Origin of the sequence: Paenibacillus sp. FSL H8-0537 (assembly GCF_038051995.1) — a bacterium.
GTDB lineage: Bacteria > Bacillota > Bacilli > Paenibacillales > Paenibacillaceae > Pristimantibacillus.
On the sequence record NZ_CP150290.1, the window covers coordinates 707,980 to 731,084 of the forward strand.

At 46.4% G+C, this 23,105-nt stretch carries 25 protein-coding genes; 15 read left to right on the forward strand and 10 right to left on the reverse strand.

The genetic code is table 11. The annotated features are described in order from the left end of the window. Positions 1 to 62: 62 nt before the first annotated feature. Positions 63 to 2,171: a methyl-accepting chemotaxis protein gene (locus MHB80_RS02930; protein WP_341280762.1), complete on the reverse strand. Its 2,109-nt coding sequence runs from the start codon at positions 2,169 to 2,171 to the stop codon at positions 63 to 65. 302 nt (positions 2,172 to 2,473) lie between these two features. On the opposite strand from MHB80_RS02930, the gene MHB80_RS02935 reads away from it, so the two are divergent. The 3 genes from MHB80_RS02935 (at position 2,474) to MHB80_RS02945 (ending at position 5,092) form a co-directional block, all read left to right on the forward strand. Then, positions 2,474 to 3,250 carry an alpha/beta fold hydrolase gene (locus MHB80_RS02935; protein WP_341280763.1) on the forward strand — a complete coding sequence of 259 codons (777 nt, stop codon included), beginning with the start codon at positions 2,474 to 2,476 and terminating at the stop codon, positions 3,248 to 3,250. A gap of 96 nt (positions 3,251 to 3,346) precedes the next feature. Then, complete coding sequence (locus MHB80_RS02940; protein ID WP_341280764.1) at positions 3,347 to 4,228, forward strand: AraC family transcriptional regulator; 882 nt, start codon at positions 3,347 to 3,349, stop codon at positions 4,226 to 4,228. A gap of 138 nt (positions 4,229 to 4,366) precedes the next feature. Then, positions 4,367 to 5,092: an ABC transporter substrate-binding protein gene (locus MHB80_RS02945; protein ID WP_341280765.1), complete on the forward strand. Its 726-nt coding sequence runs from the start codon at positions 4,367 to 4,369 to the stop codon at positions 5,090 to 5,092. Between the two features lie 244 nt (positions 5,093 to 5,336). Here MHB80_RS02945 and MHB80_RS02950 read toward each other — a convergent pair whose 3' ends face one another. The 3 genes from MHB80_RS02950 to MHB80_RS02960 all read right to left on the reverse strand — a co-directional run bounded on the left by MHB80_RS02950 (position 5,337) and on the right by MHB80_RS02960 (position 7,599). Further along, positions 5,337 to 6,725, reverse strand: a complete 1,389-nt coding sequence (locus MHB80_RS02950) for a M56 family metallopeptidase (RefSeq protein ID WP_341280766.1) — start codon at positions 6,723 to 6,725, stop codon at positions 5,337 to 5,339. Between the two features lie 9 nt (positions 6,726 to 6,734). Continuing rightward, a complete protein-coding gene (locus MHB80_RS02955) occupies positions 6,735 to 7,109 on the reverse strand; it encodes a BlaI/MecI/CopY family transcriptional regulator (protein ID WP_341280767.1) in 375 nt (124 codons plus the stop codon). 211 nt (positions 7,110 to 7,320) lie between these two features. Beyond that, positions 7,321 to 7,599: a DUF2564 family protein gene (locus MHB80_RS02960; RefSeq protein WP_341280768.1), complete on the reverse strand. Its 279-nt coding sequence runs from the start codon at positions 7,597 to 7,599 to the stop codon at positions 7,321 to 7,323. A gap of 422 nt (positions 7,600 to 8,021) precedes the next feature. On the opposite strand from MHB80_RS02960, the gene MHB80_RS02965 reads away from it, so the two are divergent. The 6 genes from MHB80_RS02965 to MHB80_RS02990 all read left to right on the forward strand — a co-directional run bounded on the left by MHB80_RS02965 (position 8,022) and on the right by MHB80_RS02990 (position 11,941). After that, positions 8,022 to 8,201, forward strand: coding sequence for a hypothetical protein (locus MHB80_RS02965; protein ID WP_341280769.1), 180 nt, complete (start codon positions 8,022 to 8,024; stop codon positions 8,199 to 8,201). 5 nt (positions 8,202 to 8,206) lie between these two features. Further along, positions 8,207 to 8,527, forward strand: coding sequence for a hypothetical protein (locus MHB80_RS02970; RefSeq protein WP_341280770.1), 321 nt, complete (start codon positions 8,207 to 8,209; stop codon positions 8,525 to 8,527). Between the two features lie 811 nt (positions 8,528 to 9,338). Beyond that, positions 9,339 to 10,058, forward strand: coding sequence for an SDR family NAD(P)-dependent oxidoreductase (locus MHB80_RS02975; RefSeq protein ID WP_341280771.1), 720 nt, complete (start codon positions 9,339 to 9,341; stop codon positions 10,056 to 10,058). Positions 10,059 to 10,194: 136 nt separating this feature from the next. Then, entirely contained in the window at positions 10,195 to 10,635 is a 441-nt protein-coding gene (locus tag MHB80_RS02980; protein WP_341280772.1) for a hypothetical protein, read from the forward strand. Between the two features lie 255 nt (positions 10,636 to 10,890). Beyond that, on the forward strand, positions 10,891 to 11,388 hold the full coding sequence (locus MHB80_RS02985; protein ID WP_338554265.1) for a sigma-70 family RNA polymerase sigma factor: 498 nt from the start codon (positions 10,891 to 10,893) through the stop codon (positions 11,386 to 11,388). Then, the gene (locus MHB80_RS02990) at positions 11,369 to 11,941 is read left to right on the forward strand and encodes a hypothetical protein (protein ID WP_341280773.1); all 573 of its coding nucleotides are present in this window, start codon (positions 11,369 to 11,371) and stop codon (positions 11,939 to 11,941) included. Before MHB80_RS02985 ends, MHB80_RS02990 begins: the two co-directional genes overlap by 20 nt. A 253-nt stretch (positions 11,942 to 12,194) precedes the next feature. On the opposite strand, the gene MHB80_RS02995 is transcribed toward MHB80_RS02990, so the two are convergent. Both MHB80_RS02995 and MHB80_RS03000 read right to left on the reverse strand, forming a co-directional pair. After that, positions 12,195 to 12,650 carry a GyrI-like domain-containing protein gene (locus MHB80_RS02995; RefSeq protein WP_341280774.1) on the reverse strand — a complete coding sequence of 152 codons (456 nt, stop codon included), beginning with the start codon at positions 12,648 to 12,650 and terminating at the stop codon, positions 12,195 to 12,197. 664 nt (positions 12,651 to 13,314) lie between these two features. Next, the gene (locus MHB80_RS03000) at positions 13,315 to 13,962 is read right to left on the reverse strand and encodes an Imm50 family immunity protein (protein WP_341280775.1); all 648 of its coding nucleotides are present in this window, start codon (positions 13,960 to 13,962) and stop codon (positions 13,315 to 13,317) included. A gap of 200 nt (positions 13,963 to 14,162) precedes the next feature. On the opposite strand from MHB80_RS03000, the gene MHB80_RS03005 reads away from it, so the two are divergent. After that, positions 14,163 to 14,402 (forward strand): helix-turn-helix transcriptional regulator, encoded by a 240-nt coding sequence (locus tag MHB80_RS03005; RefSeq protein WP_341280776.1) that lies wholly within the window; start codon positions 14,163 to 14,165, stop codon positions 14,400 to 14,402. 9 nt (positions 14,403 to 14,411) lie between these two features. On the opposite strand, the gene MHB80_RS03010 is transcribed toward MHB80_RS03005, so the two are convergent. After that, complete coding sequence (locus MHB80_RS03010) at positions 14,412 to 15,485, reverse strand: hypothetical protein (protein WP_341280777.1); 1,074 nt, start codon at positions 15,483 to 15,485, stop codon at positions 14,412 to 14,414. Positions 15,486 to 16,028: 543 nt separating this feature from the next. Here MHB80_RS03010 and MHB80_RS03015 point away from each other — a divergent pair. The 5 genes from MHB80_RS03015 (at position 16,029) to MHB80_RS03035 (ending at position 20,735) form a co-directional block, all read left to right on the forward strand. Continuing rightward, a complete protein-coding gene (locus MHB80_RS03015) occupies positions 16,029 to 16,595 on the forward strand; it encodes a sigma-70 family RNA polymerase sigma factor (protein ID WP_341280778.1) in 567 nt (188 codons plus the stop codon). Beyond that, entirely contained in the window at positions 16,567 to 18,186 is a 1,620-nt protein-coding gene (locus MHB80_RS03020; RefSeq protein ID WP_341280779.1) for a DUF4179 domain-containing protein, read from the forward strand. The genes MHB80_RS03015 and MHB80_RS03020 overlap by 29 nt, the downstream gene beginning before the upstream one ends. 111 nt (positions 18,187 to 18,297) lie before the next feature. After that, entirely contained in the window at positions 18,298 to 19,455 is a 1,158-nt protein-coding gene (locus MHB80_RS03025) for a glycerate kinase (protein WP_341280780.1), read from the forward strand. Positions 19,456 to 19,577: 122 nt separating this feature from the next. After that, the gene (locus MHB80_RS03030) at positions 19,578 to 20,504 is read left to right on the forward strand and encodes a hypothetical protein (RefSeq protein WP_341280781.1); all 927 of its coding nucleotides are present in this window, start codon (positions 19,578 to 19,580) and stop codon (positions 20,502 to 20,504) included. A gap of 42 nt (positions 20,505 to 20,546) precedes the next feature. Beyond that, positions 20,547 to 20,735: a VOC family protein gene (locus MHB80_RS03035; protein ID WP_341280782.1), complete on the forward strand. Its 189-nt coding sequence runs from the start codon at positions 20,547 to 20,549 to the stop codon at positions 20,733 to 20,735. Positions 20,736 to 20,807: 72 nt separating this feature from the next. Here MHB80_RS03035 and MHB80_RS03040 read toward each other — a convergent pair whose 3' ends face one another. The 3 genes from MHB80_RS03040 to MHB80_RS03050 form a co-directional block, all read right to left on the reverse strand. After that, entirely contained in the window at positions 20,808 to 21,284 is a 477-nt protein-coding gene (locus MHB80_RS03040; protein ID WP_341280783.1) for a hypothetical protein, read from the reverse strand. A gap of 278 nt (positions 21,285 to 21,562) precedes the next feature. Beyond that, a complete protein-coding gene (locus MHB80_RS03045; RefSeq protein ID WP_341280784.1) occupies positions 21,563 to 22,132 on the reverse strand; it encodes a nitroreductase in 570 nt (189 codons plus the stop codon). Further along, a complete protein-coding gene (locus MHB80_RS03050; RefSeq protein ID WP_341280785.1) occupies positions 22,132 to 23,058 on the reverse strand; it encodes an ABC transporter substrate-binding protein in 927 nt (308 codons plus the stop codon). The genes MHB80_RS03045 and MHB80_RS03050 overlap by 1 nt, the downstream gene beginning before the upstream one ends. Positions 23,059 to 23,105: the final 47 nt, after the last annotated feature.

The following is a 23,105-nucleotide window of genomic DNA, read 5'->3' on the forward strand; positions in this document are numbered from 1 at the left end:
GCTGGAAAAAAAGTGCTTTCACTTCGGGTGAATGGTTCTTCCTGCTGAAACGACCGCTCAGGTTATATTTTAAATTGGGCCATTTTGTCGAGTAATTCTTGAACCATATGGCTTAGCGCATCGGCGGAAGAGGCGATCTCCTCCATAGAGGCAAGCTGTTCTTCAGAGGCAGCGGCTACGCTATGGGCATTGCCTGATGTCTCTTGTGCGATGTGAGCCAGCTGCGCAGTTGTCGTAGTGATCTGTTCGGCGCTTGCTGATATTTGCTGGACCGAAGCGGATACCTCTTGAATTTGACTGTTGACGTCGGTCATTTCTGATGTGATAGCTTCGAATAACTTGCCGCTTTCTGCTACAGATTTCACCCCCGCTTCGACTTCCAAGCTGCCTTTGGCCATTGCTGCGGCGGCCTCTGCAGTATCATGTCTAACTCCTTCAATCAGTCCTCTGACCTGTTCAGCCGCATACTGCGTCTGTTCGGCAAGCTTGCGCACCTCTGAGGCAACGACAGCGAACCCCTTTCCTTGTTCACCGACACGGGCAGCCTCGATGGAGGCATTCAGTGCGAGCAGGTTCGTTTGCGAACTGATGCTTGTGATGATGCCGATTATGTTGCCAATCTCTTCTGACCGCTGGCTAAGCCGACCAATCGCGCGCTCCGTATCAGTCACGGCAAGCTGCGCTTGCTCCATCTGGTTGACAGCTTGGAGGATACGGTTGCTGCCGTCGGCCGTTTGCTCCGCTACTCCGCTTGCCGATTCAGACACTTGCGCGGATGATTTGGCGATCCTCAGCACGCCAAGAGCCATTTCCGACATTACTGTCGTGGTGTGTTCAGCATGAGTATTTTGGGTATGCGCTCCTTCAGCGGTATCTTGCATCGATGCGGCGATGGCTTCCGATGCTTGGCTCGTTTGCTCCGCACTCGCCGTCAATTGCTCTGACGTCGCACCGATAGACATTGTCAAATCGGCAACCATGTGGAACATGTCTCGCAGCTTGTCCGTCATTACATTGAAATGCTGCGCTAATTGTCCAAACTCGTCGCCGGATTTCACTTCCAGCTTTTGCGTTAAGTCGCCTTCTGCCATTATTTGCAGCTTCCCGACTAGCGCACGAATGTGGCGCAGCACAATATAGCGGAGAAGGAGCGTCACAAGCAAACCGATCATAAGCATCGCAAAGCTGGCCATCAAAATCGAAATCATACGGTTGTGGGCATAGGTTGAGAAAATAATATCTTCCTTAACCGATGTTACGGCGTACCATGAAGCATTGCCTCCCGGCAGCTGAATCGGCTCAAATGAACGTAATATATTCAGTCCTTGGGAATTCGGCGTATAGCCCTTCAATGTTTCTTTTTCCTGTACCTGCTGCCAAAGCCTTTCATTTTGCTTGCTATCGCCGAATGGCTGGCCGAGCGAATCGGGGTTATCAGGATTGGCGACATAGTTGCCGTTTCCGGTTACGAGCGCAACATGGCCACCGAGTGGTTTATAGCTAGCGGCTTCCGTCTGCAAATGATCTAAGGAAATATCGGCTCCGATAATGGCCAGAAATTCGCCCTTCTCATCCACAATCGGCATGATGATCGACATTAATTGTACAGTCTGTCCGTCTATTTCCCAGGCGTAAGGCTCCATATAGACCATTTTTTTCGTCAGTTTAGGTATGTGATAATAATCGCCTAGCCCCGGACTTTCGTAGTCTACGTTCGGTTTTGCGACAACTGCGCCTCCACTGCGAACAATCCAAGGCAAGAAGCGCCCCGTCTTGTCATCGTAGTCCGTCAATGAAACAGATTCCGCGTCTTTGTTGTCGAAGGCATTCGGTTCCCAAAGGGTATAGAAGCTAAGAAGCTCCGGGCGCTGCTCCAGCATACGGGTCAACAGAGAAACGATATCTGCGCGCGACATGCTCCTATTTTCTCTTGCCTCAAGCAAGGTATCCGACAAAGCGCCAAGTGTTGAATGGACGGATGTCAACTGATTCTCCAGCATAACGGCGAACGCTTTGCCGGCATTCTGGGCTTCCAGCTCTCCTTTGGCTGAACTGACTTTTTTCAGTTGAGTTAGATTGACTGTGATTAGCGCGCTGAACACAAGGAGCAGCACGAGCCCTATCACTGATACTAGCTTAATAAGCAAGGATAAATTCCGTAATCTTCTCATGACGTCACTCCTAAGATGATTTATTTCACATAGATTAACAATTTATCCATATTGATTAGGAAATGCTGAAGCCTTTCGTTGATTCTATGTCGAAAAATGGGGTTTGATTTGATCATAGAGGGGAAGTGTTAGGTAAAGATAAAAAGAGTGGCCCAAATTATTTAGCTGATGTTTCTTACGTATGCAAGTCCTGCAAAAGCGGTCTGGGTGCCGGCAGCATCAGCAACGGCGCTTGTTCATTCTTCTCCCTTCGCGTAAAATATGATTGATAATCATTCTTAATTGATGGGCGGAAAAAGACAATGCTGGACACGAGAACTCACACGTTTGGAGACAGCCAATATATTCAGACCACGGACGGGCGCCAGCTGCATGATATGGAGAACGGAGCAGGCGAATTTACCGTCGTATTCGAATCAGGCATGGGCTTGTCCCGCTCCACTTGGGGGCTTGTACAGCCGCTAGTTGCAAAATATGCGCGAGCCGTCGTCTACGACCGCGCGGGCACCGGAAGGAGCCAGCCGGACGAGGCGCCAAGGACGCTGGCTAGAATAACGGAAGATCTGGCTTGCTTGTTGAACCATTTGGGAACAGGCCCATTTATCCTCGTCGGGCATAGCTGGGGCGGACCGATCATTCGCACGGCAGCTGCGATGAATCCAGCACACATACATGGGCTTGTTCTGGTCGATCCATCGGACGAGCATTGTGGGCTATATTTTGAACAATCGACAGTGAAGCATTACGCGAGAATGAATAAGCTGATTCCGCTTCTTGCAAGAACGGGTCTGTATCGGCTAATGGGGAGCAGGCCTGGCAGGCTCCTACCTAAGGATGTATATAAGGAACACTACAAGGAGGACTTCACTCTGCAGGCAGCTAGAACGATGTTAGCTGAAGGAGCGCCATTCCTTGAGGACTTAAGAGCGCTTAGGGAGCATCCGCTTAAGTTGGAGGCCATAGAGGTGTCCGTCATCTCTGGCACTCAAATGTCTCGTATGGAGCAAAAGTTTCGGCCTGCGCTTCATGAAGCCCATCGACAGACGGTCGCTGCATTAGCGAGAGGCCGTTTGATTTAGGCTCCGCATTCCGGGCACATGATTATGTACACAGAGCCTCGTCTAATTGTAGACGAGATAAAACGGATGATTGAATAAGCTGGGAGGTTGCCAACAGTGGGTTACGCTTACGAGGAGTTGGCTCAATACTTTGCTGATACGCCGCTTAGGCTGTACGGTGTGTACCGAACACGGCTTGAAGCGAACCGGATTTACGGTGGTCATGTGGACAAGCCGACGACAAAGTGTGCTGTCATTATTGCGCTGGATGGGGAAGCGGAGTTTATATTCGATGACAAAGAGCGCTACCTCCTAGTACCGGGCAAGGTACTGATCGGTGGCGTGGGCAGGCAGCTTGAGATTCTCTCCGGTGAACAAGGATTTCGGTATTGTTTGGCTCATTATTTACCCATTGATTCTATCCAAGTCAAAGCTAACGAATTTATCGAGTTGAATGGGAGTCCGGCTGGAGCAGCACCAGCGAGACAGCCACAGGATATTGCCGTGCTGGAGGCTGCGCTTTCGCCCGATCTTCTTCGGCTCGTTGACGCACTGATTGAGGCAGATTCCTCCCCCGATTTCATGAACTTGCTGGAGAAGAAGTCGATCTTCTATCAGGTCGTTGCCAACCTATTGCAATCGGAGCGGCATGGCCAGAATAAGGAAAGCTATCCGGTAATTGAGGATGCTATCCTGTATATCCAAGCGCATTTCATGGAGCCCATTACTCTTGCGGCGCTAGCCGAGCGATACAAGCTGAAGTCCAAGTATTTCTCGCATCTATTCACTAAGTATACGGGGATGGGACCCATCGACTACCTGATTCACTACCGGATGAACAAAGCGCAGGAGTGGCTGCAGACAAAGCAATTCTCAGTATCCGCCGTTGCTCGCAGCGTTGGATACGTAGACCCGTATTATTTCAGCAGATTGTTTAAAAAATATAAAGGAATCGCCCCCAGCCAGGTTGTACTGAGCAGCAGGGAGCTTGAACGCTGACGCGAAATGCCTGCCGTGGAAATCGTCCATCCCTTGAGCGGGAATCTCTCCATTCTCATCCAGTGCTTATGATGGTACTGTTTTAATAGTGAATGAGAATTGTTATCGGTAAAGGTAACAGAAAAGAGGATGTTAGTCATGTATTGGAATTCGAGAAAAACAAGTTATCCCGTAATCGTTGGATTGCTGAGCCTGATTTTGTTCTTGAGTGCTTGCTCTGGCCATGCGGGATCGAATAATGGAGGGGCGCCGAGTCCTTCGCTTAGCCCATCACCGAGTGCCGTCAGAGGGCAGGATAAGTCAGCGGCATTTCCGCGCACCATTGAGGCCGCCAACGGAAGCATTGTCATTGAGAAGCAGCCAGAGCGCATCGCGGTGGTTCACTGGGGCTACATAGAATCAATTCTGCTCTTCGATCTGAAGACCGTGGGACTCGCATTGCCGTTTACGAAGGAGAGCTCCTCGCTGGAATCGGACAACTACAAGCCTTATGTAGACAAGATTGACGAATTAGTAGTTGTAGGCGAGAACACGACGGTTAACATGGAGAGTCTGCTGGAGTATGCGCCAGATCTCATTATCGCCGGGAACGCAATTAACGCCGAAGTAACCGATCAACTGGAGAAAATAGCGACGACGGTTGTCGTCGACGAGGCTCAGACCGACGTGTGGACCAACTGGCCGGTGCTGGTCACGAAGTTTGGCGAAATTTTGGCTCAAGAGGATGTGGCGACTGATTTCATCGCTGGATTCGAGAACAAAATCAAGGACGCCAAGGAAAAGCTGGCCGATGTAGAAGGCAACGTGGCATTTCTGCAAATCCGGGATAAGGTAGCCTACTTGGGTGGAATCCTGAATCATTGAATAGGCTTCCTCCTTTGGGGGAAGCTTTTTCCTGGTCTAGAGGGGGAGGAGGGGCTGTATCTTGTTCACGATTTACTTAAGAGAGCTTCTAAGAGGCCAAAAGCGCAGGTCTTGGGTTAATTCTGCCCAAGGACCTGCGCTTTCTTCATGAAACGATTCCTGTCTAGCTCATTGGGGATGTGCACCACAGAATTAATCACTATTGGGACGGTCCCTTCACAATAAGCCTACGACTAAATAAAGACTATTTAACTTCTGCCTCAGCTGGAGTGGTAAAAGGAACTAGAGCGGGCTCTGCTACGCCCGGTTGAATATCATTAGCTGCCTCAGATGGATCTGTGGAAGGCACGGGAACGGCTTCCGTTACGCTCGGTTGAATATCACTAGCTGCCTCAGATGGATCTGTGGAAGGCACGGGAACGGCTTCCGTTACGCTCGGTTGAATATCACCAGCCGACTCAGATGGATCTGTGGAAGGCACGGGAACGGCTTCTGTTACGCTCGGTTGAATATCACTAGCTGCCTCAGATGGAGCGGAGGAAGGCACCGGAACAGGTTCCGCTGATGAGTTGGCCGTTTGATTTTGAGCGCTGACCGCTTTATCCTCAGCTACCTGGGGCGTATTGTCTGATGCCCATACCGCAGCGGATGTACTGATTAAAGCTACCGCAAATACGGTTGAAACAGATAGAAAAATGGTTTTCTTGCTCAGGTTCTTAACATTTAGCATCAGGGATAATCTCCTTTTTAATTGTTTTCCATCACCGGATAAAGAGGCGCCAAACTGTACGGGGATATTTCTTGATTCTGAAATTACGTTTAAAATCGTTTGCCCGTAACGTATGCGCTCGGCCTGGGACATGCCTTTGACCACTTCTTCATCGCAGGATAGCTCGCTCCATGTATGAATGTCCTTACGAAGAAAATGAACAAAAGGGTTAAACCAATGCAGGGCGCTGGCTCCTAGCATAAACACTTTAATCCATAAATCTTTGCGTTTCAGATGAATCAGCTCATGACGGATGATCATGCTCATGTCTACGTTTGCGGTACTCTCCATAGGAAGATAAATGACAGGTTTCCAAAGGCCAACAAGTATGGGACTCTGAATAGAGGAGCTATAAGCAAGCCGGACTTTGCTTTTAATTCCAAGAGCCTGCTTAATCAGGTAAAGCTGGTTAACCGCCTCGCTGTTTAATGGGACGGCAGTGCTCGTATTTGCCAGCTGCTTTAAAAATCTACGGTAACAATAAGTCTGCCAGGCTGCAAAAGCTACAACTCCGATTGCCCATATGGCTATTACAAAAAAGGCCGCATTTGTTGAAATCGACCATTCTGGAAAGAGCGGCTCAGGCTTGAAGCTCAATAATGCTCCGGGATGGGCGTGCTGTACGCTCGAAGTAGATTCATTCATGCTGGGATCGTTTGGCGTACGGAATGGAACCATTCGCGAAATCCACTGAATGATAAGAACGACGGGTAATAAATACAAGCCTACCGCCATTTTGTTAATGACGTACCGCCACTTCGTAGGCCAAATCGCGGTGGATAGGTGCTGTGTTAACCAAATAAATGTGACAACGACAGTTCCAGCTACGGTTAGGCTGGACATCAATGCAAAAAGGCTATTCATATGCAGCACCTACTTTTCCGACAGCCATTTTTTAAGTTCCGCAATATCCTCGTCAGATAGCTTATCACCATCGTACAAAGCCGAAACCATGTTTTTTACGGAGCCTTGATATAAGCCATCCAAGACGTGCTGCGTCCCTATTAGCCTGTAATCCTCGGCCGAAATAAGCGGCTCGTATTTATTGATCCGTCCATGCCTTGTAGTAGTCAGCGCACCTTTCTCGACTAGGCGCGAGAGGAAAGTAGAAATGGTCTGTGCTTTCCATTCCTTTCCTTTTAGAGCAAACAAGCTTAGAAGCTCAGTAGATGTGACTGGCGGGGTGCACTCCCAAATCACCTCCATTAGCTCTAATTCCGTATCCGACAACTTTTGAATCTGGTTCACTGTGAACACCTCTTTACTTCGTTATGCGTCCATAACGAGCTTGGTTACTACATGATGTAGTAACTAAAACCTACTACAATTTGTAGTAGGTTGTCAAGTTAGCGGATGGGATTGACGCTCTCAAGTTAACTTGCATATTGGTCAGAGTGTGCAATAAAAATAACCTCCCTTCGTTATGAACAACGTAAGGAGGTTATTTTTATTCTTATGATTACCGATCTTTCCTATTTTCTTGTAGTTCGTCCAATTGATGCTCCAAAAGCTCTAGCTGCTCTTTATTTTGCTGGACGGTGTCCATGTGTTCGTGATGTTGCTCTGCATTATCTAGCGCATTTTCTGCATGTGCTATTGAATCGTATGCTTGCTTAGCTGTTTGCTCTTCCGGATAAGACATCGCTTGCTTCACCGCATGATTTGCCTTTTGGACAGAGTTACTGAGCAAAGTGCTTGGATGATCATTTTTCCAGCTTGTGTCTGTGTGCTTAGCCAACTGTGCTTTTTCCCCCTCTCGATTAAGTCATGTTGTTCACACTATAGTTTTGTAAAATATCCAATAAAATATGCATGGATTGCAGCTAACGAACAAACATATGAGCGGAAAATATAATAAAGCCGGAAGCTAAATAGCTGACTCAAGGTACAATTGACGCAAGTTTAAAAGCGCACGCTCTTTACTCTAAGAAAAAAACGTAGAACTGCCTGTAAGTATTGAAAGCATACCATTTTAGATAATTGAATTGATTCGTTAGGACTATTTTTTTTGAGTTTTAAAAAAGGTAAAATTTAGATACAATTACTTTTGTATACTTATCCCCGTTGAAAAGAAGGGTGATTTGTAAGCGGAAACAGGTGGAGGAAGTCGGATTACGGCACTTTGTATAACAGCACAAAAAAGTAGTGGGGGGAGCAATTTTGAATAAAACAATTAAAATAACACTTTGCATAGTAGCTATATTTTTATTGTTAGATTCTTTCGGAAATATTTTTGGTGAAATGATATTTGTGAAGAAAATATTTGCAATATTAATTGCTATTATCTCTTTGTTAATAGGGTATTTTGCTTTACGAGATAAAAATAAAAAAAAGGAGTGATTTTGTTGAGGAATAAATGGAAATTGAAATTTGTAACGGCAATCTCTGCTTTTGCTCTGCTTTTTTCGACATCCAATGTATCAGCGACCTTTGCATCATCCTTACCTAATGAAAATCAAATATACAATCAAGCAGTAATTGGGCTTCCAGAAATAACCGATGAAAATTTGGGAATTGCATTAGAAATCGCTAACTCGGATCTAGAAGAAACGGCTGTATTTATTAATGGTGGTTTTGATAATTTTTATAAAGATTATGAATCCGCAAACGTTTCTAAAGTAGCTTTTGACAAATTTAATGAAACCTTAATTGCAATTAATAAATAAGTTGAAGATGGAATCTTTATAACAAATGGAAGTCTCTTAGATTTACAAATCAATAATGAAGCCGATGACACGATCATCGATATGGTTCAACCTTCTTTCACAGTCGAAACAGAATGGTATGGACATGTTCTTTTTATAAACGCTAGTGAGGCTAGTAAGATACAGAAAGTATTAGCTGCGGGTGGAGGAGCAGCGGGTATAGCGACGGCTTTAGGTGGAATTAGTGCGGTATGGGCCGCTGCTTTATTCTTTTTATACGGTATAGGTGAAATTTGTAATTGGAATAACAACGGGTACTATGTGCACCAACCATGGGTAGGTCCAGTTTGGTGTACTCCTAATTGAAAAGATAAAAACAACAGACTTATACTTTAAGATCTAGTTTTTTGAATTTGAAGAGGTGCCAATATATGCGTTTGATCGTCCTTAACTGGAGGATTAAGCGCTGTTTGTGTGAGTTCAAACAAAGATTTCTGGGTAGAGAGCCACGACGTAGCAAATATTGGTTTAAAAGACACGCATATTTTGGAAATAACATACGTTGACCATCAAGCTGTCCTTTGCAAATGGAACATCATCAGGATAATCCTCTGAAATGACAATACATACATCATATCGACAGTTTTCCGTTTTTGTTGTTTCAGGGCTATCTTGTGGAACTCCGAGTAGGAATGTCGATTAGGTAAGCAGATTTTCTCCCTTTGCCCATTTATTCAGCTTCATCATTGCTTAAGAATTGACAGGATCATAGAATACTAGCATGATTTAAAAAGATATTCTTTATTTTATAGGGAAGGAAGGAGTATTCAACATGAAAACCTATCTTGTATTCGGTGCCAGCAAAGGATTAGGAGATGCATTCGTCAGAGGAGTTCCTGAGCAAGGAGATAAAGTATGGGTCGTTTCGCGAAGCAAGCCTGAAAGTTTGGACTTGAATGATGGTGTAGAGCGGATATGGATACAGGCTGATTTGTCTGAGTTGCACGCCGCTGCACTCGTCACGGATAAGCTGCAAAACGAAACAGTGGACGTTCTCATTTACAATGTGGGGCTTTGGGAAAAGGAAGGTTTTGAAGATCATTATACGTTTGATAAAGATGAACCAGCGGATATAAGTCAATTGATTCATGTAAATATCACTTCGGCCATTGTATGCATTCAGGCAGTATTACCCCATATCCGGCAATCGACAGCTGGTAAAATTATTCTCATCGGTTCGACCGCCGGTCTGAACAATTCAAACAGCACGCAGGTCTCTTTTGTCGCGTCCAAATTTGCCATTCGTGGCATTACAGAAGCTCTCAGAGAGCATACAAGAAGTGACGGTATTGCCGTTACTTGTATCAACCCGGGTGAGCTAGCAGCTGAAATTCCTTATGAAGAAGGAAGTGAGCGGGCCCTCTCCGCCTATAATGGGACACGAATTCCACTTCAGGATATCGTTGCTCTAGTGAAATGCGTAGTCAGTCTGTCCAAGGCATCGTGTGTGAAAGAAATCAATATCCCAGCTTTAACGGATATGAACACCTAATCATGATTCGATACAAAATACATATTAAGGTGCATGAACCTCTTAGCGCAGTCTGGATACATGCCAGACTGTTTTTTTATATTTATTTCATGACTGACTGAATAGCCAATTTATATTGAATAGAGGGGGAATAAGAATGAATTTGATCAAAAAAAACACAGAAATAAACGAGGTTTCATTGCTACGTCTTTATTTGTTGAGGGCGCTTTACCTTCTCATTGTTGTGGGGCTCGGTATTGTGCAATGGCCAACAGTGATCGATCAGATCATTCATCAGGAGAAGTCGTGGGAGCTAATGGATGGAGTGGTTGCCTGCATGCTGACTTCCTTTTCGGTTTTATCCATACTGGGACTGCGCTATCCGCTGCAGATGCTGCCCTTGCTGCTGTGGGAATTGGGGTGGAAGTCCATTTGGCTGATCGTTGTTGCACTGCCATTATGGACAGCTGGCCAAATGGATGAGTCAACATGGGAGACGGCCTCAGCCTGTTTGTTGGTCGTGATTTTTCCTTTCATTATTCCTTGGCGGTATGTGTTGACGAACTACGTGAAGAAGCGCGGGGAGCGGTGGCGCTAGAAGGTGAAGTAAGTGGGAATAGAACCAAAAAGGCGCCCGAGCAGGTGCCTTTTTTAATTTCGTCTTATAGCTACAGCAATCGGCACATGTTTAATATTGCAATGTAAGGGGCAGTCATGAGAGGCTCATGGCTTTGTTCTCACCCTTTGAATGAAACGGATATTTTAGTGGAAATCATTACATGCTAAAAAAAAGTAGACGCAATGAAAAATATTAGAACTCTCAGTTGTATTAAAAGTGAAAGGGGGTGCTGAGGTGTACAATTCATATGAGCTCAATGAATCTGTACGGCGGGCCTTGGATCTATATTCACACAGCTTGATTAAAATAGCCTTTACGTACCTGAAAAATATAGCTGATGCAGAAGAAGTGACCCAAGAGGTATTTCTCACCTATTTGCAGAAGCGCCCTGTGTTTGAAAACAGTGAACACGAAAAAGCGTGGTTGATTCGATTAACCATTAATAAAAGTAAAAATATGCTGAAAACCGGATGGTTCAAAAGCAGAAATCCTGTTCCCGAAGATCTTAGCTATCTCCCACCAGAAGAAAATGGGATCTTGCAGGCTGTACTGGCCTTGGACAAGAAATATCGAATTCCAATTCATCTGCACTACTATGAGGGATATTCCATCAAGGAAATTGCGGATATCATGCAGACTAAGTCAGCAACGGTAGGAACATGGCTCGCAAGAGGACGTCTTATCTTAAAAGACAAGATTGGAGGCCTGGAGGATGAAGAAATCTGTTTATAAATCCGCGATGTCCCGTGTGAAAACAAGTGAGAATTTTAAAGAGGCAACCTATCAGAAGCTAATGTCGGAAATGGAAAAGACAGCACAACCAAATAGCAGCAATCAAAAGGAGTCGTTTAAAATGGAAAAAGCTAAAAAAAGAACGTTAACAGGCTGGACAGTTGGTATTGCAGCATGTGCAGTATTATCGGTAGGCATCTTCGCGATGAATCAGGATACACCAAATACAACAAATGTGCCAAATACAACACCGGAGTCGGCTGCTGTTGCAACGAAGCCTCCTACGAGTGGCAAAGCGGTTGTCAATATCGAGGGTGAGATTACGGAAGTGAGCACAGATGGAAAAAGCTTTAAGGTTGGTGACTTATGGGTAACCGTAACCTCAGAAACTGGAATGGGCATCGAAGGGCCAACGGCAGCCGAGCCGTCTGAAGAGCTGCTGCAAAAGGAGTTTAAAGTCGGCAATATCGTATCTGGATTTACGACAGAGGATGTAAGCACAGGAAAAGTGAATGCAGCACGCATCTACAATAATATGGCTCCGCAGAAATAAGATAGATACCAGGAGCGTAACGCAGATGGTTTTGAAGTTTACCGTTGCACAAAGAAGGCCAACAGTCACTCTCATACGAGTGACTGCGGCCTATTTGTGTTTGTCGATGTGATTCTTCCATTTTGTAATCGCTGCGGTTGCCTGCCATCACCTTCAAGCTTTCGTAGGAGTAAGCAGTGGTAATCTCCGGCTATTAAGTGTAGCTCTTGTGAGCAATTGACCTGTCATAACTCCATCTACGTGTTATTGGAATTTATAGGGGTTTAACAGGCACGCATATTTCGCAAAAATCATTCTCAAGCATATCACCGATATATCTTTCTAAAATCGGTTTATTGTCCATTTGGTATCCGCCGTTTTGTAAGTATGGAAAAATTTCATTCCATGCTCTTTGAATGGCTTCCGCTGTATGTTTGATTGTACAAATAGCATACGTTCCACCATCAAGCTGGCCCTCGCAAATGGAATCATCATCTGGATATTCCCTTGAAATGACAATACATGCATCATATCGACAGTTCTCCGGTAGTGTTGTTTCAGGGTTATCTTGCGGCACCCCGAGCAGGATTGTCGATTCAGTAAGCAGATGTTCCCCTTTGGCCCAATTTTTCAGCTTCTCCATGGCTTGAGAATTGGCAGGACCATATGGCCCAACCTGTCGCACATAGGCAATGCGGTATTTCGGCAAAGTTTCGATTTTAATATCCATTGTTTTTTCCTTTCGCAAATAGATTGGAATACAATTGGAATGCTATCATGCTATAAAATAATATTCATTATTTTTTTTGGAATAATCATTATTACTATTCAATAGTAAGGATATCTAAACGCAGCTGACGGCTAAGATTAGCGGGATAAAGATTTGCAGACGCAAATTTAAGGGCTGTGTCAGCTTCTCCTTAACTCAATACCTTTCGCTTTTATCGGTCTGATGGATTTCCTGCTATAATAGAATAAACTTAACCAAACATCGTTATTTGGAGGTGGCGTGTAGAATATGGCGATCCTTACTTTTCTCATTATTGGCTGGATTCTAAGTTGGTTCAAATTCGACCGCGTGTTTATTCAGGCTTTTAAAGAGCTATTCAACAAAGAGGTATCATCGGCAACTTACTATTTCTGTTTTTTTGGTATAGGGATTATTGGGGAGATCGTATTACTCATGCAAGGCGCATACTATGAGTATTTCTTACATAGATGATTAGCCGTCAATAGCGCAAAGCTTTATCTTGAGCCAGCGGCTTCTGATATGGCTGGTGTTTCCTCGCATAATGCCCGTTTTTTTGATAAAAATAAAGCGCTTCTGCAACAGTAGCTTGCAGGAAATATACAGCACAAGGCTGACATCGGTCATTGACCGGCGTCAGCCTTATTTAATTTCCCCAACTGACACGGACGCTGCGGCACAGAAATTGTCCGCCAAAGCCTTCTTCTGAGTCGATGACAACCCGTATCGCTTCTTCTTGGTAAGCGAATTCCAATTGAAGAATAGTATTGTGCTCCTCGATAGAAGAGAGATTCTCTTCATAGACACCCTCAAAACGGAAGATGACATTGTTCACTGCCGCTTCAACTAAAGAGGGCTTAATGGCAATGGTCAAGCATTTGTCATCACTAGAGCCTTCATTTTCACTATCCCACCTTGCATCCCATATTTCATCGTAGTGAAAGGGCGGGAAATAACCAAAACACGCGATGATCTGCTCCGCACCTTGAATCGAATGGAGTGGGGAGAAAATCCGCTTGATTGTATGTGCTTCCTTTAACGGCTCCTGATACATGGGAGCTGTGAAGAGCAGTAGCGATTCCGGGTTGATCTCCATCACTATCGCTGTGAAAGCTACCCAGGACGAAGTGCCAGCAGTGCCCGCGGTCACTTGAATGCACTCATAGCGATACAGCTCTATTTTCTGCGGATGAATGAGCTTTGTGCGATACCCTATCGTATCCTGATGCACATCAGGAAAATGTAGCAATTCTGGCTCTACTGACAGTACACGGATGCTCCATTCTGCTGCCATATTCATGCTTTTTCCTTAGCGGAATCTACATCGTCCAGTGAACTTTTTTTCATATCAACCTCACCTTTACAGGGTAAAATAGTAGTTGCTGTTCGAAACTGATAAAGTGGCGAACATTTGGGCATTATTTTAAGGGCGGAAACAGGCAGCTGATCCACTTTCTTATGAATAGGTCAAATATAGTTCTAGGAGGAGATAAAATGAAATTTGAACTTGGGCGCTGCTTGCTGCTTGAGCGGTTAGCGGAAGCACACATGACCATTGGTCAATTAATCGAAGCGCTGCATTATAAACACGAACGGATAAACGATTTTATAGAAAATAAAAGAATGATGCCCTTGAAGACAGCGATTTCCATCGCTGATACGATTGGATGCTCGGTAAATGACCTGTATGAATTAATCGCGATCGAAGCCGAAGTCCCTCCCAGAGTCGAATAGGAGGCTCATCTAAGGCGTATATCGCCAAGCTGAAATTTCGCCCTGCAAATCCAATTGTAAAAATAGCCGCGCCTCTTCATGATAGATATCGGGACAGAAGTCTTTCTCCGTCACTTCTTGTACACCATCATGCCTGTTCCATACGGTCATATTCATCCTTTTTCCCCATAAGAACAAGCGAACGCCATCTGCTGCTAATTGTCCTTGTGGATGAGGAAACACACCCTCTTGCTGCGAAGTGGTCTTATAGGCAGGAGCCTCTCTTAATAAAATAGAGCGTTCACCCGTCACCACATTGAACAAAATAACGACAGGCAATGCGCCTTCATCCGGCAAATCCTCCTCTTCGAAAAAATCGCCATCCACTTGTCCCCAGATTGCCATAGTGTGTGCATCTACCCAAGCGACGGGCAAATCCCAGTCCACAAGCATATGCCAAGGTGTGCCTACGGAAGCGCCATCTTCCGACTCACGAGCGTTGTTCATCCAATCTCGCACATTCCAGAACCGAATAACACCGACCGGTTGCCATACCCAGCCCGTATCTACGACCCAATGCTGATCCTGTGACACGTAAAGCTTGCCATGAAAATAATTAAGATAGCCATCGTCGTCATAGTTGGTCTGGGGACGGTTGCTTAGAAGCTCCCCTGATTTCACATCAGTCAAGTCTAGACGGTTCCATTCTGTGCCATGAATAAGTAGCGAACGCCCGTCAATCTCGGCAAAAGCTAACGGAAAGGTACATACCTCTGAATGGTAGTCATCGCGAGACAGCTTCATGATTGGTTGGCGGGCGAGTAAATCATAAACTGCGGCATGACGGCCAAAACGGTTCGAAATCGCGGCATATTGTCCATTTTTGCTGACGACGATTTGCACCGGATGATAAGTATTAAGCTCAGGGATATCAATCTGAAGCAGTTGTTCAGTAAGTCCTGTAGCAAGATTCAGCTTCCACAACTCGCATGCATGATTTAAGGCAAGCACTGACCTATTTTGCTCATCGGGCAAAGGTTGCATAACAGCGATGGAGCCTGGGGAGGTGCTAAGTGCTGGCAAAGAAACGTGATACAATGGCATGTTCCCACCCCTTTTCATTAGTAGCTCTATTTTAAGCTATTCCTATGCATCTTCCAAATACTAGGGCGTGCCTACAAAATAGAGTCGGCCTGCTGCTTCTTGCTTAATGACTAAGGCCATTGTTGCTGAGGCTACGCGGCTTGGAAAGCTCGCCCTTTTTTTGGCGGACTGAGGCGCCGCTATTCTAGCTTTTTCAACGATTTCAGGCTTTAAGCGGACAGGAGAACCGTTATCTACCTAATAATCCTGGCAAAATGGCTATTGGAAGTGCATTAGCGTCTCCTGAGTCCGCAGCCTGTCCCATTACCCATCATTCTATTAAAATAGCGTCTGCTGAGTCCGCCAAATCTAACTTTGTGCCGTACACGTGTCTTAGTCGGACGGACGGCTGTTTCTGCGGCCAGCTGGCTTTTTTTGCTGAAATAAATGCCAATTCTCCACATTAGGCTCAGAAACTTTTAAAATCAAGTGAGAGAATGTACAGGGATGGGGAGTCTTAGCAGTGAGATAAACAAAAGTTGGGCCGTAAAAGGAGGGGAGCAAGTGGAGCTGAGAGACGATCATATGATTATCGAAGCCGTGCTGAACGGAAATAAACAAGCGTACGCAGATATCGTCCGGCGCTATCAGAATAAGCTTTACGGGTTATTTCGCAAAATGGGAGCTTCCGAGGCTGATGCTGAGGATTTAACGCAGGAGACGCTGCTCAAGGCGTACCGCAAGCTGGCATCGCATAATCCGGTGCAAAGCTTTGCTGGCTGGCTTTATACAATCGCTGTTAATTTGCAGAAGGACGGCTGGCGGCGGAAAAAACCAGAACCACCCGTATTGGATGAAGGCGGCGAACGCCAGACACCAGAATCCAAGCTGCTGCAAAAAGAGCTGCGCTCTGAGCTCGGCCGCCTGCTGGAGAGGCTGCCAGAGCATTATCGGCTGGTGCTGGTTCTCCGCTACACGAACCAGTTGAGCCACGAGGAAATCGCCAGCGTAACGGGCATGTCGATAAGGCAGGTCACCAACATCGTTCACCGCGCTAAAATCAGGCTGCGGAAAATGGTAGAAGCCAAGGAGGGACAACGTTATGACATTTTGGAATCGTACAAAAGCTGAAAAAGCTGGAAAAGCTGAAAAAGCTGAAAAAGCCGATCTTAAAGCGGGGGGTGGAATAGCGACAGCGGAAGATAAGAAAATAGAAAACGTCTTGTTTGAGGACAAGCTTCAAGATGATTTTACCGATAGGGTGATGTTGGAGCTGGAGGGCATTGACATAGAGCCAGTGGAAAATGGCAATAAAATTGATTTTGAGCCCGGTGCCTCATCTATTGCCTGCCAAGTGAAACGGCATCAAGCGGCTAGAAGGTCATCGAGACGCAAAGCCTGGGGGCTTGCCGCCGCTGCCGTTGTACTCGCGGGAAGCACGCTGTTATACGCACAGCCGACGCTTGCGGATATGGTGCGGTCGCTTTTTGCCCAGAACAGCTATGTGGACAGTGGCATGAAGCAGGCGCAGGAAGCAGGACTGGTACAGCATTCCGACGCCAGCGCCGAGGATCAAGGCTATACGCTGAAGGTCAACGAAGTGATAGCCGATTCGACCCGTCTCATTGTAGGAATCGACATTTATGATGCGAAAGGAAATCCGGTAGCTGGCGAAATTCAATCTACTAATGGGAATTTCAATCTTTTTGATGTGGATAGAGGGCATATTGGAGATATCCCTTATGGAATCATGACGGGAGGCAATGCGACTACGAGCCGATTCGAATTTGTTTTTAGACGGCCAGTATTGAAGGACAAGATGCAGCTCAGCGCTTATATTAACCAGATCGCCTTGCATCAAGGAATACCGGGTTCGGATGACTTTTCGTCTAAGACAGTCAAGGGGCGATGGACGCTACATGTAGATATCGATTTGAGCAAGGCGAAAGCCCAGACGCTGTTCACCCCTATCGACATTTCTTATGAGACGCCAAGCGGCGTTCGGATTCAGATGCAAGGAGCAACCCGTACGCCGAGCGGAGGCTCGCTCGAGTTTACGACGTCGCTGACGCCAGATGCGGCAAGCCGTGCAATAAACGGTCAAAGTGGATTTCATTTGCTTAATTACCATCTGGAAGATGAACAAGGCCATGTGCTCGAGAAGAGCCCGAGCATGACGGAAATGGAATTTTCAAGCCGTCGCTACGAGCTTGACCGATGGAGCGGGCTGACGAAATGGTTTTACCAATTCGATGATTTTGCCTATGACAAGCAGCAGATCCGGTTTGTACTGGACAGCTATGTAATCCGTGAAAAAAGCGAGGCCTCGGTCGTCTTTGATCCGTCTCAAGCTTCCCCGGAAAAACCTGTCTTATTCGAAGACGCTGGCGATTCACTCCTGCTCAAAGGATTGACGATCGATTCAGATGGCTACGGAAGAATTCCAATTGGCGGCACGTTCAGCAACCCCAACTTCGCGTCGGATACCTGGATCGCCGTTGACGAGAACGGCAAGGAATACCAGATGTATGCAGGCGGGGGATATAGCGAAGAAAATCCGAATTTGGACGACGGTGCTGATCTCCAATTCATGATGGGTGGCATGAACAGCATGCCGAAACAACTGACGATCAAACGCACCGTCATCAATCGCCAGTACAAGGATGCTGACTTGTCGTTCGTCATTCCGTCTACCGGAACGACTGGTGTCATTCCGCAATAAGCAAGCAGTAATGGATGTTTATTTAACTGAACGATGCTCAAAAATAAAGGTATTAAGGTAGCGAATCATGAAGTAAAGCAAGGTGAAGTTGACATGATGGAGTGAAGGAAAATGAAGGAAATGATATTTGTGCTGGCGCCAGATTCATTCAAGGAAAGCATGACGGCAAAAGAAGTCTGTATCGCGATGGAAAAAGGGCTGCGCAAAGTCTATACGACAGCAGGTTATATTCATGTTCCAATGGCCGACGGAGGGGAAGGGACGGTGCAATCCCTTGTGGATGCGTCCGGCGGTACGATTCATCATAAAGAGGTAAGCGGGCCGCTTGGCCAGACTGTAGCCGCAGCATATGGCATTCTGGGTGATGGTGCAACGGCGGTCATCGAGATGGCATCGGCCAGTGGCATTCATCTGGTGAACAAGCAAATGAGAAATCCGCTTTGCACGACCACCTACGGGACAGGCGAATTGATTAAGGCTTGCTTGGATCAGGGAATTCGCAAAATAATTATCGGGATTGGCGGCAGTGCCACCAACGATGGAGGAACCGGGATGGCTGAAGCGCTCGGTGCGAAATTTCTTGATGCAGAGGGAAATGCGCTTGCGCGCGGGGGAGGGGCTCTTGACCACTTGACCTGTATCGACGTGTCGAATCTGGACGAGCGTTTGCGGGAAGTGCAATTTATTGTCGCCTGCGATGTAACGAATCCGTTATGCGGGGCGCATGGCGCTTCGCAGGTATTTGGTCCGCAGAAGGGCGCGACGCCGGAAATGGTGCAGCAGTTGGACGCCAACCTGTCCCATTATGCAGATGTCGTGAAGCAGCAGTTGCATAAGGATGTGCGGGATATACCGGGAGCAGGCGCAGCCGGCGGGCTGGGCGCAGGCTTGTTGATTTTCACACAGGCGGTTTTGCGCAAGGGCATTGAAATTGTAATCGAATATACAGAGCTGCGAGACAAGCTGGCTGAGGCCGATATCGTGTTTACGGGTGAAGGCGGCATCGATTTTCAGACGAAATTTGGCAAAACCCCATACGGTGTAGCTCGCGCTGCCAAGGAGGCGGGCAAGCCGGTCATAGCAATCGCTGGATACATTGGGGAAGGAATCGAAACGTTATACGCCGAGGGCATTGATGCGGTATTCGGCATTGTTCCGGGAGCATCCGATTTGGAGAAGCTTCTGAAGGAAGGACCGGATAATGTGGAGCGTACTACCGAGAATATTGCGAGGGTGCTGAAACTGGGCCTGATTACCGATAGAAGGTAGGCAAGCCTTCCTTGTGCCGCCTTTGCCATACTTCCACCCTGTTCAGGAGTACCGCGCTCAGACATAATTCAGTTATTGAATACAGACGGTGCTTTTGATCAGTATGAGGAGGAGGAATGGATATGTTTGATAAAAAGGTGAAGCTGCAGCCTTATGCGGATATGTCAGCACATATGGAAGGTTTTGATGTGGTTTCGGCCCAGCTTGGCGGAGATGGATGTGTGTATGTGCTGCTAATTAACCGCATCCCGAAACGGACACAAGGTATGTTCGTTCCTTCGGTGCTAAAGGAAACGTACACCTACAAGGTGCTCGTTATAGAAGACGATTATATGGAAGCAGTGATAATGGAGGGCCAGCATTTCAATTATCATTATGTCCAGCCGCTGCGGAATCAACTGCTGTTGGTCGGCGCGCGCTGCACTTATTATGGTGTTGGCAAATATGATCTGAACGCCAAAGTATGTAATTATAAAGGCGAGACCGTTCGCGAGTTTTTGCTGGGAGATGGCATTCAGAGTGTGCAGGTAACGGAGAAAGGCACCATTTGGACCAGTTATTTCGACGAAGGCGTCTTTGGAAATAATGGGTGGGGGAATCCAATCGGGTCCAAGGGTCTCCTGGCTTGGGATGAGCTTGGCAACAAAATATATGAAGACCATACGTCGGACATCGCCGATTGTTATGCGCTGAATGTTGTGAATGAACAAGAGGTCTGGTTCTACTTTTATACGGACTTCTTGCTAGGCCGTATTTCCGGTGGACCCGAGCAGGCCAAGGTTTCCTTTATGGACCCGCATATTTCCGGCTCTGCCGGGTTTTGTACGGACGGGTACCATTTTTTGTTTGATGGCGGTTACGGCAAGCATGAGACCTTTATTTTGAAGAAAAATGAAAAACCAGGCCGCTTGAGTGCAGGGCATAAGATCCAGTTTTTGAATGAGCAGGGGGAGCTGCTTAAACCGCATACCTGGGATTTTCGAGAAGACCGCCTGCTGTTTAGTGAAGGCAGCTGCTTGTATCAAGTGGCGATCGAAGAATTAGTTTAGTTATGTTGCTAATAGGACAAAGCGAGTAGGGGAGCTGCAAGGATGAAAGTGCAATTAGAAGGCATTACTGTATTATCGAATGATGTATCCCGTTTGGCCAGCTTTTATCGTGAAGTGCTCGGATTTCAGACGGTTGTGGAAGAAGGGCATTATGCGGAGTTTGAAAATAACGGGGTCGTAATTCGTTGTTTGCGCTCAATCCCATCGAAGCGAGTCCACAGTAGAAATTAAACAAACAGACAGCCCGCATCTCATGTTATTAATGAGTGAAGGCTGTCTGTTCTTTTTGCCCAATCGTCCGTTTTAGTCGAGTCCTGCTTGTGCTTTGGATAACAGCTTTCCTTTATTGAAAGAGAGTACAGCATTCGCCCCTGTATCCCCTGCGCCATAATAGGAGTAGACGACCATATCTGCGGTTTCGCTCAAAGCTCTGCCGTTGCCGCCAACAATATCCTTCACCTCATCATAGGTCATGCCAATCTCAATCTGCTGATACTGATCAAAGGTAATTCGAACATTATCCCCTTTGTCAGCGGGTCCATTATCGCTTGGCGCAGAGGCATCGACGCTGCTGCCAGATTGATTAATAGCTACAACCGTAGCTTGCAGCTCTTTAAGCTCTTGTTCCTTAGCTTCAAGCTGCTGCTCCAGTCCCGCAACCCGCTCCTGCAGGCTGTCAAAATCCGTCTGTGTCGGTCCCGAAGAGCCACACGCTGATAGAGTGAACAGTGACAATATAAGGGCCACTCCGCCTAACCATCGTCTATCGATCTTTTTCATAGAGACAACCCCTTTTTTTAGATGAACTTGTTTTTATACAGCAACCAACGGTTTCTGGAAAGAAAAAACAATACCGCCATTCAGTTTACCATAGCAAATACCTGCTGTAACTGAGGCTTTCGCTCTGGTCCTAATTTCATAGTAGGGTACGAGCTGCTGTTAACAAAGGCGGACCAAGCTGCAGCCTATAAAAAATGCCGCTAGCTGCAGAGAGGATCTAGCGATCCTTTCTGCAGCTAGCGGCTGCTGGCGAATTACAAATCGGTGTATAGATTTCTCTAATCTGAGCCTTCATGCCATGTGATGAGGTCCTCTGCCGATTTTCTTCTTCTTGCTTTAGGGATTTTATCCTCGTTGATATAGCCCATATGCAGGGTGCCAACAAGCTTCTCATCCGTCTGAATGCCAACGCTGCGGTGAAAATCGGCTTCCCGATTGTATTCATTCGTCTTCCACACAAAGCCAATTCGCTGCTCCCAGGCAAGCAGTTGCAAGTTTTGAATCAAGGTGGCGGCTGCAAGCAGCGCCTCTTCCCGTCTGATTTCGGATTTATCCTGTTTAATAACGACGAGCAGATGGACAGGAGTTTCCAAGCAATATTCCTTCATTACGCCTTCGCCAAAACGCGCAAGCTCATCCTCTGTGTAAGTGGCTAGGACGGCATCGGCAAACTGGCGACGATCCTCATTCATAAAAATAATAAACCGCCAGGGCTCCTCACTTGAATGGTAGGGCGCCCATACCGCTGCATTGAGCAAATCCAACAACGTCTGTTTCGACAAGGGCTGATCCGTGAATGACTTAATCGTTCGACGTTCACGAATGACACGCTCAATAGAATGGCTCATTATTCATTTCCATTATGCTGTTTAATCGTCTCGACAATTTCATTCACGGCATTCAATGTAGCTGCGGGGGAGAAGCTGAAGTTCATCCAGTCTTTATCTCCGACAAGATAGACATGGTTCTCCTTCACAGCTTTAAGGCCCATCCATACCGCATTGGTTTTCATATCTTCATATATTTTTTGTGCGCTCGCTGCATCATCTCCAGCTTCTACCTGAAGAATAATGTGATCAGGATTAAACTCTGGCAGCATTTCGAGCGAAATGGCGATGCTCTCCTCGTCCTTAGGGAAAGTGGCTACTGCATTCAGTCCCAATTCGCCATGTATCACTTTGCCGCGGCTCGCTAGAGGTCCCATGACATAGCTGTCTTTGCCAATAATTCGCATATACATGAACGTTTCTGATCCGACTAGGGGCTTTAGACTTTCATTTGCTTTTTTGATTTGATCCTCATAATCCGCAATAACCTGCTCAGCCTGCTCCTTCTTGCCAAGTGCATCGCCCATATCGCGCAATTCGTCGCGCCAATTGTCACGATCAGGGAGTAAAATCGTTTTTGCGATTTTATTCAATTGATCAACATTTTTCGCGTCCCGCCAATTTGCTCCGATAATTAGATCAGGCTCTGACGCCAAAATACCCTCCAGGTTAAGAACGCCGCCCAGCTTTGGCACAGCATCGAATGCCCCGTTTAAATAGCTTGGAAATTCGGCATTTGCATTTTCAGCAGCTACTGGAATGACACCTAGCGAATATAAAAAATCTGGATATGTTACCGTAGTCGCCACTACCCGAAGCGTTTTCTCGGCTGCATCGGTCTGTGTAACTGGACTGTTTATTGTATTATTCTCCTTACCTCCACAAGCAGCTATAAGCAGCAGTGATAACGCGATAGCTGCAAAACCCCATTTTCGTGCGCGATTCATTTCTCCATCCCTCTCAAACGTAATAATAATTCTCATTCTCATTATAG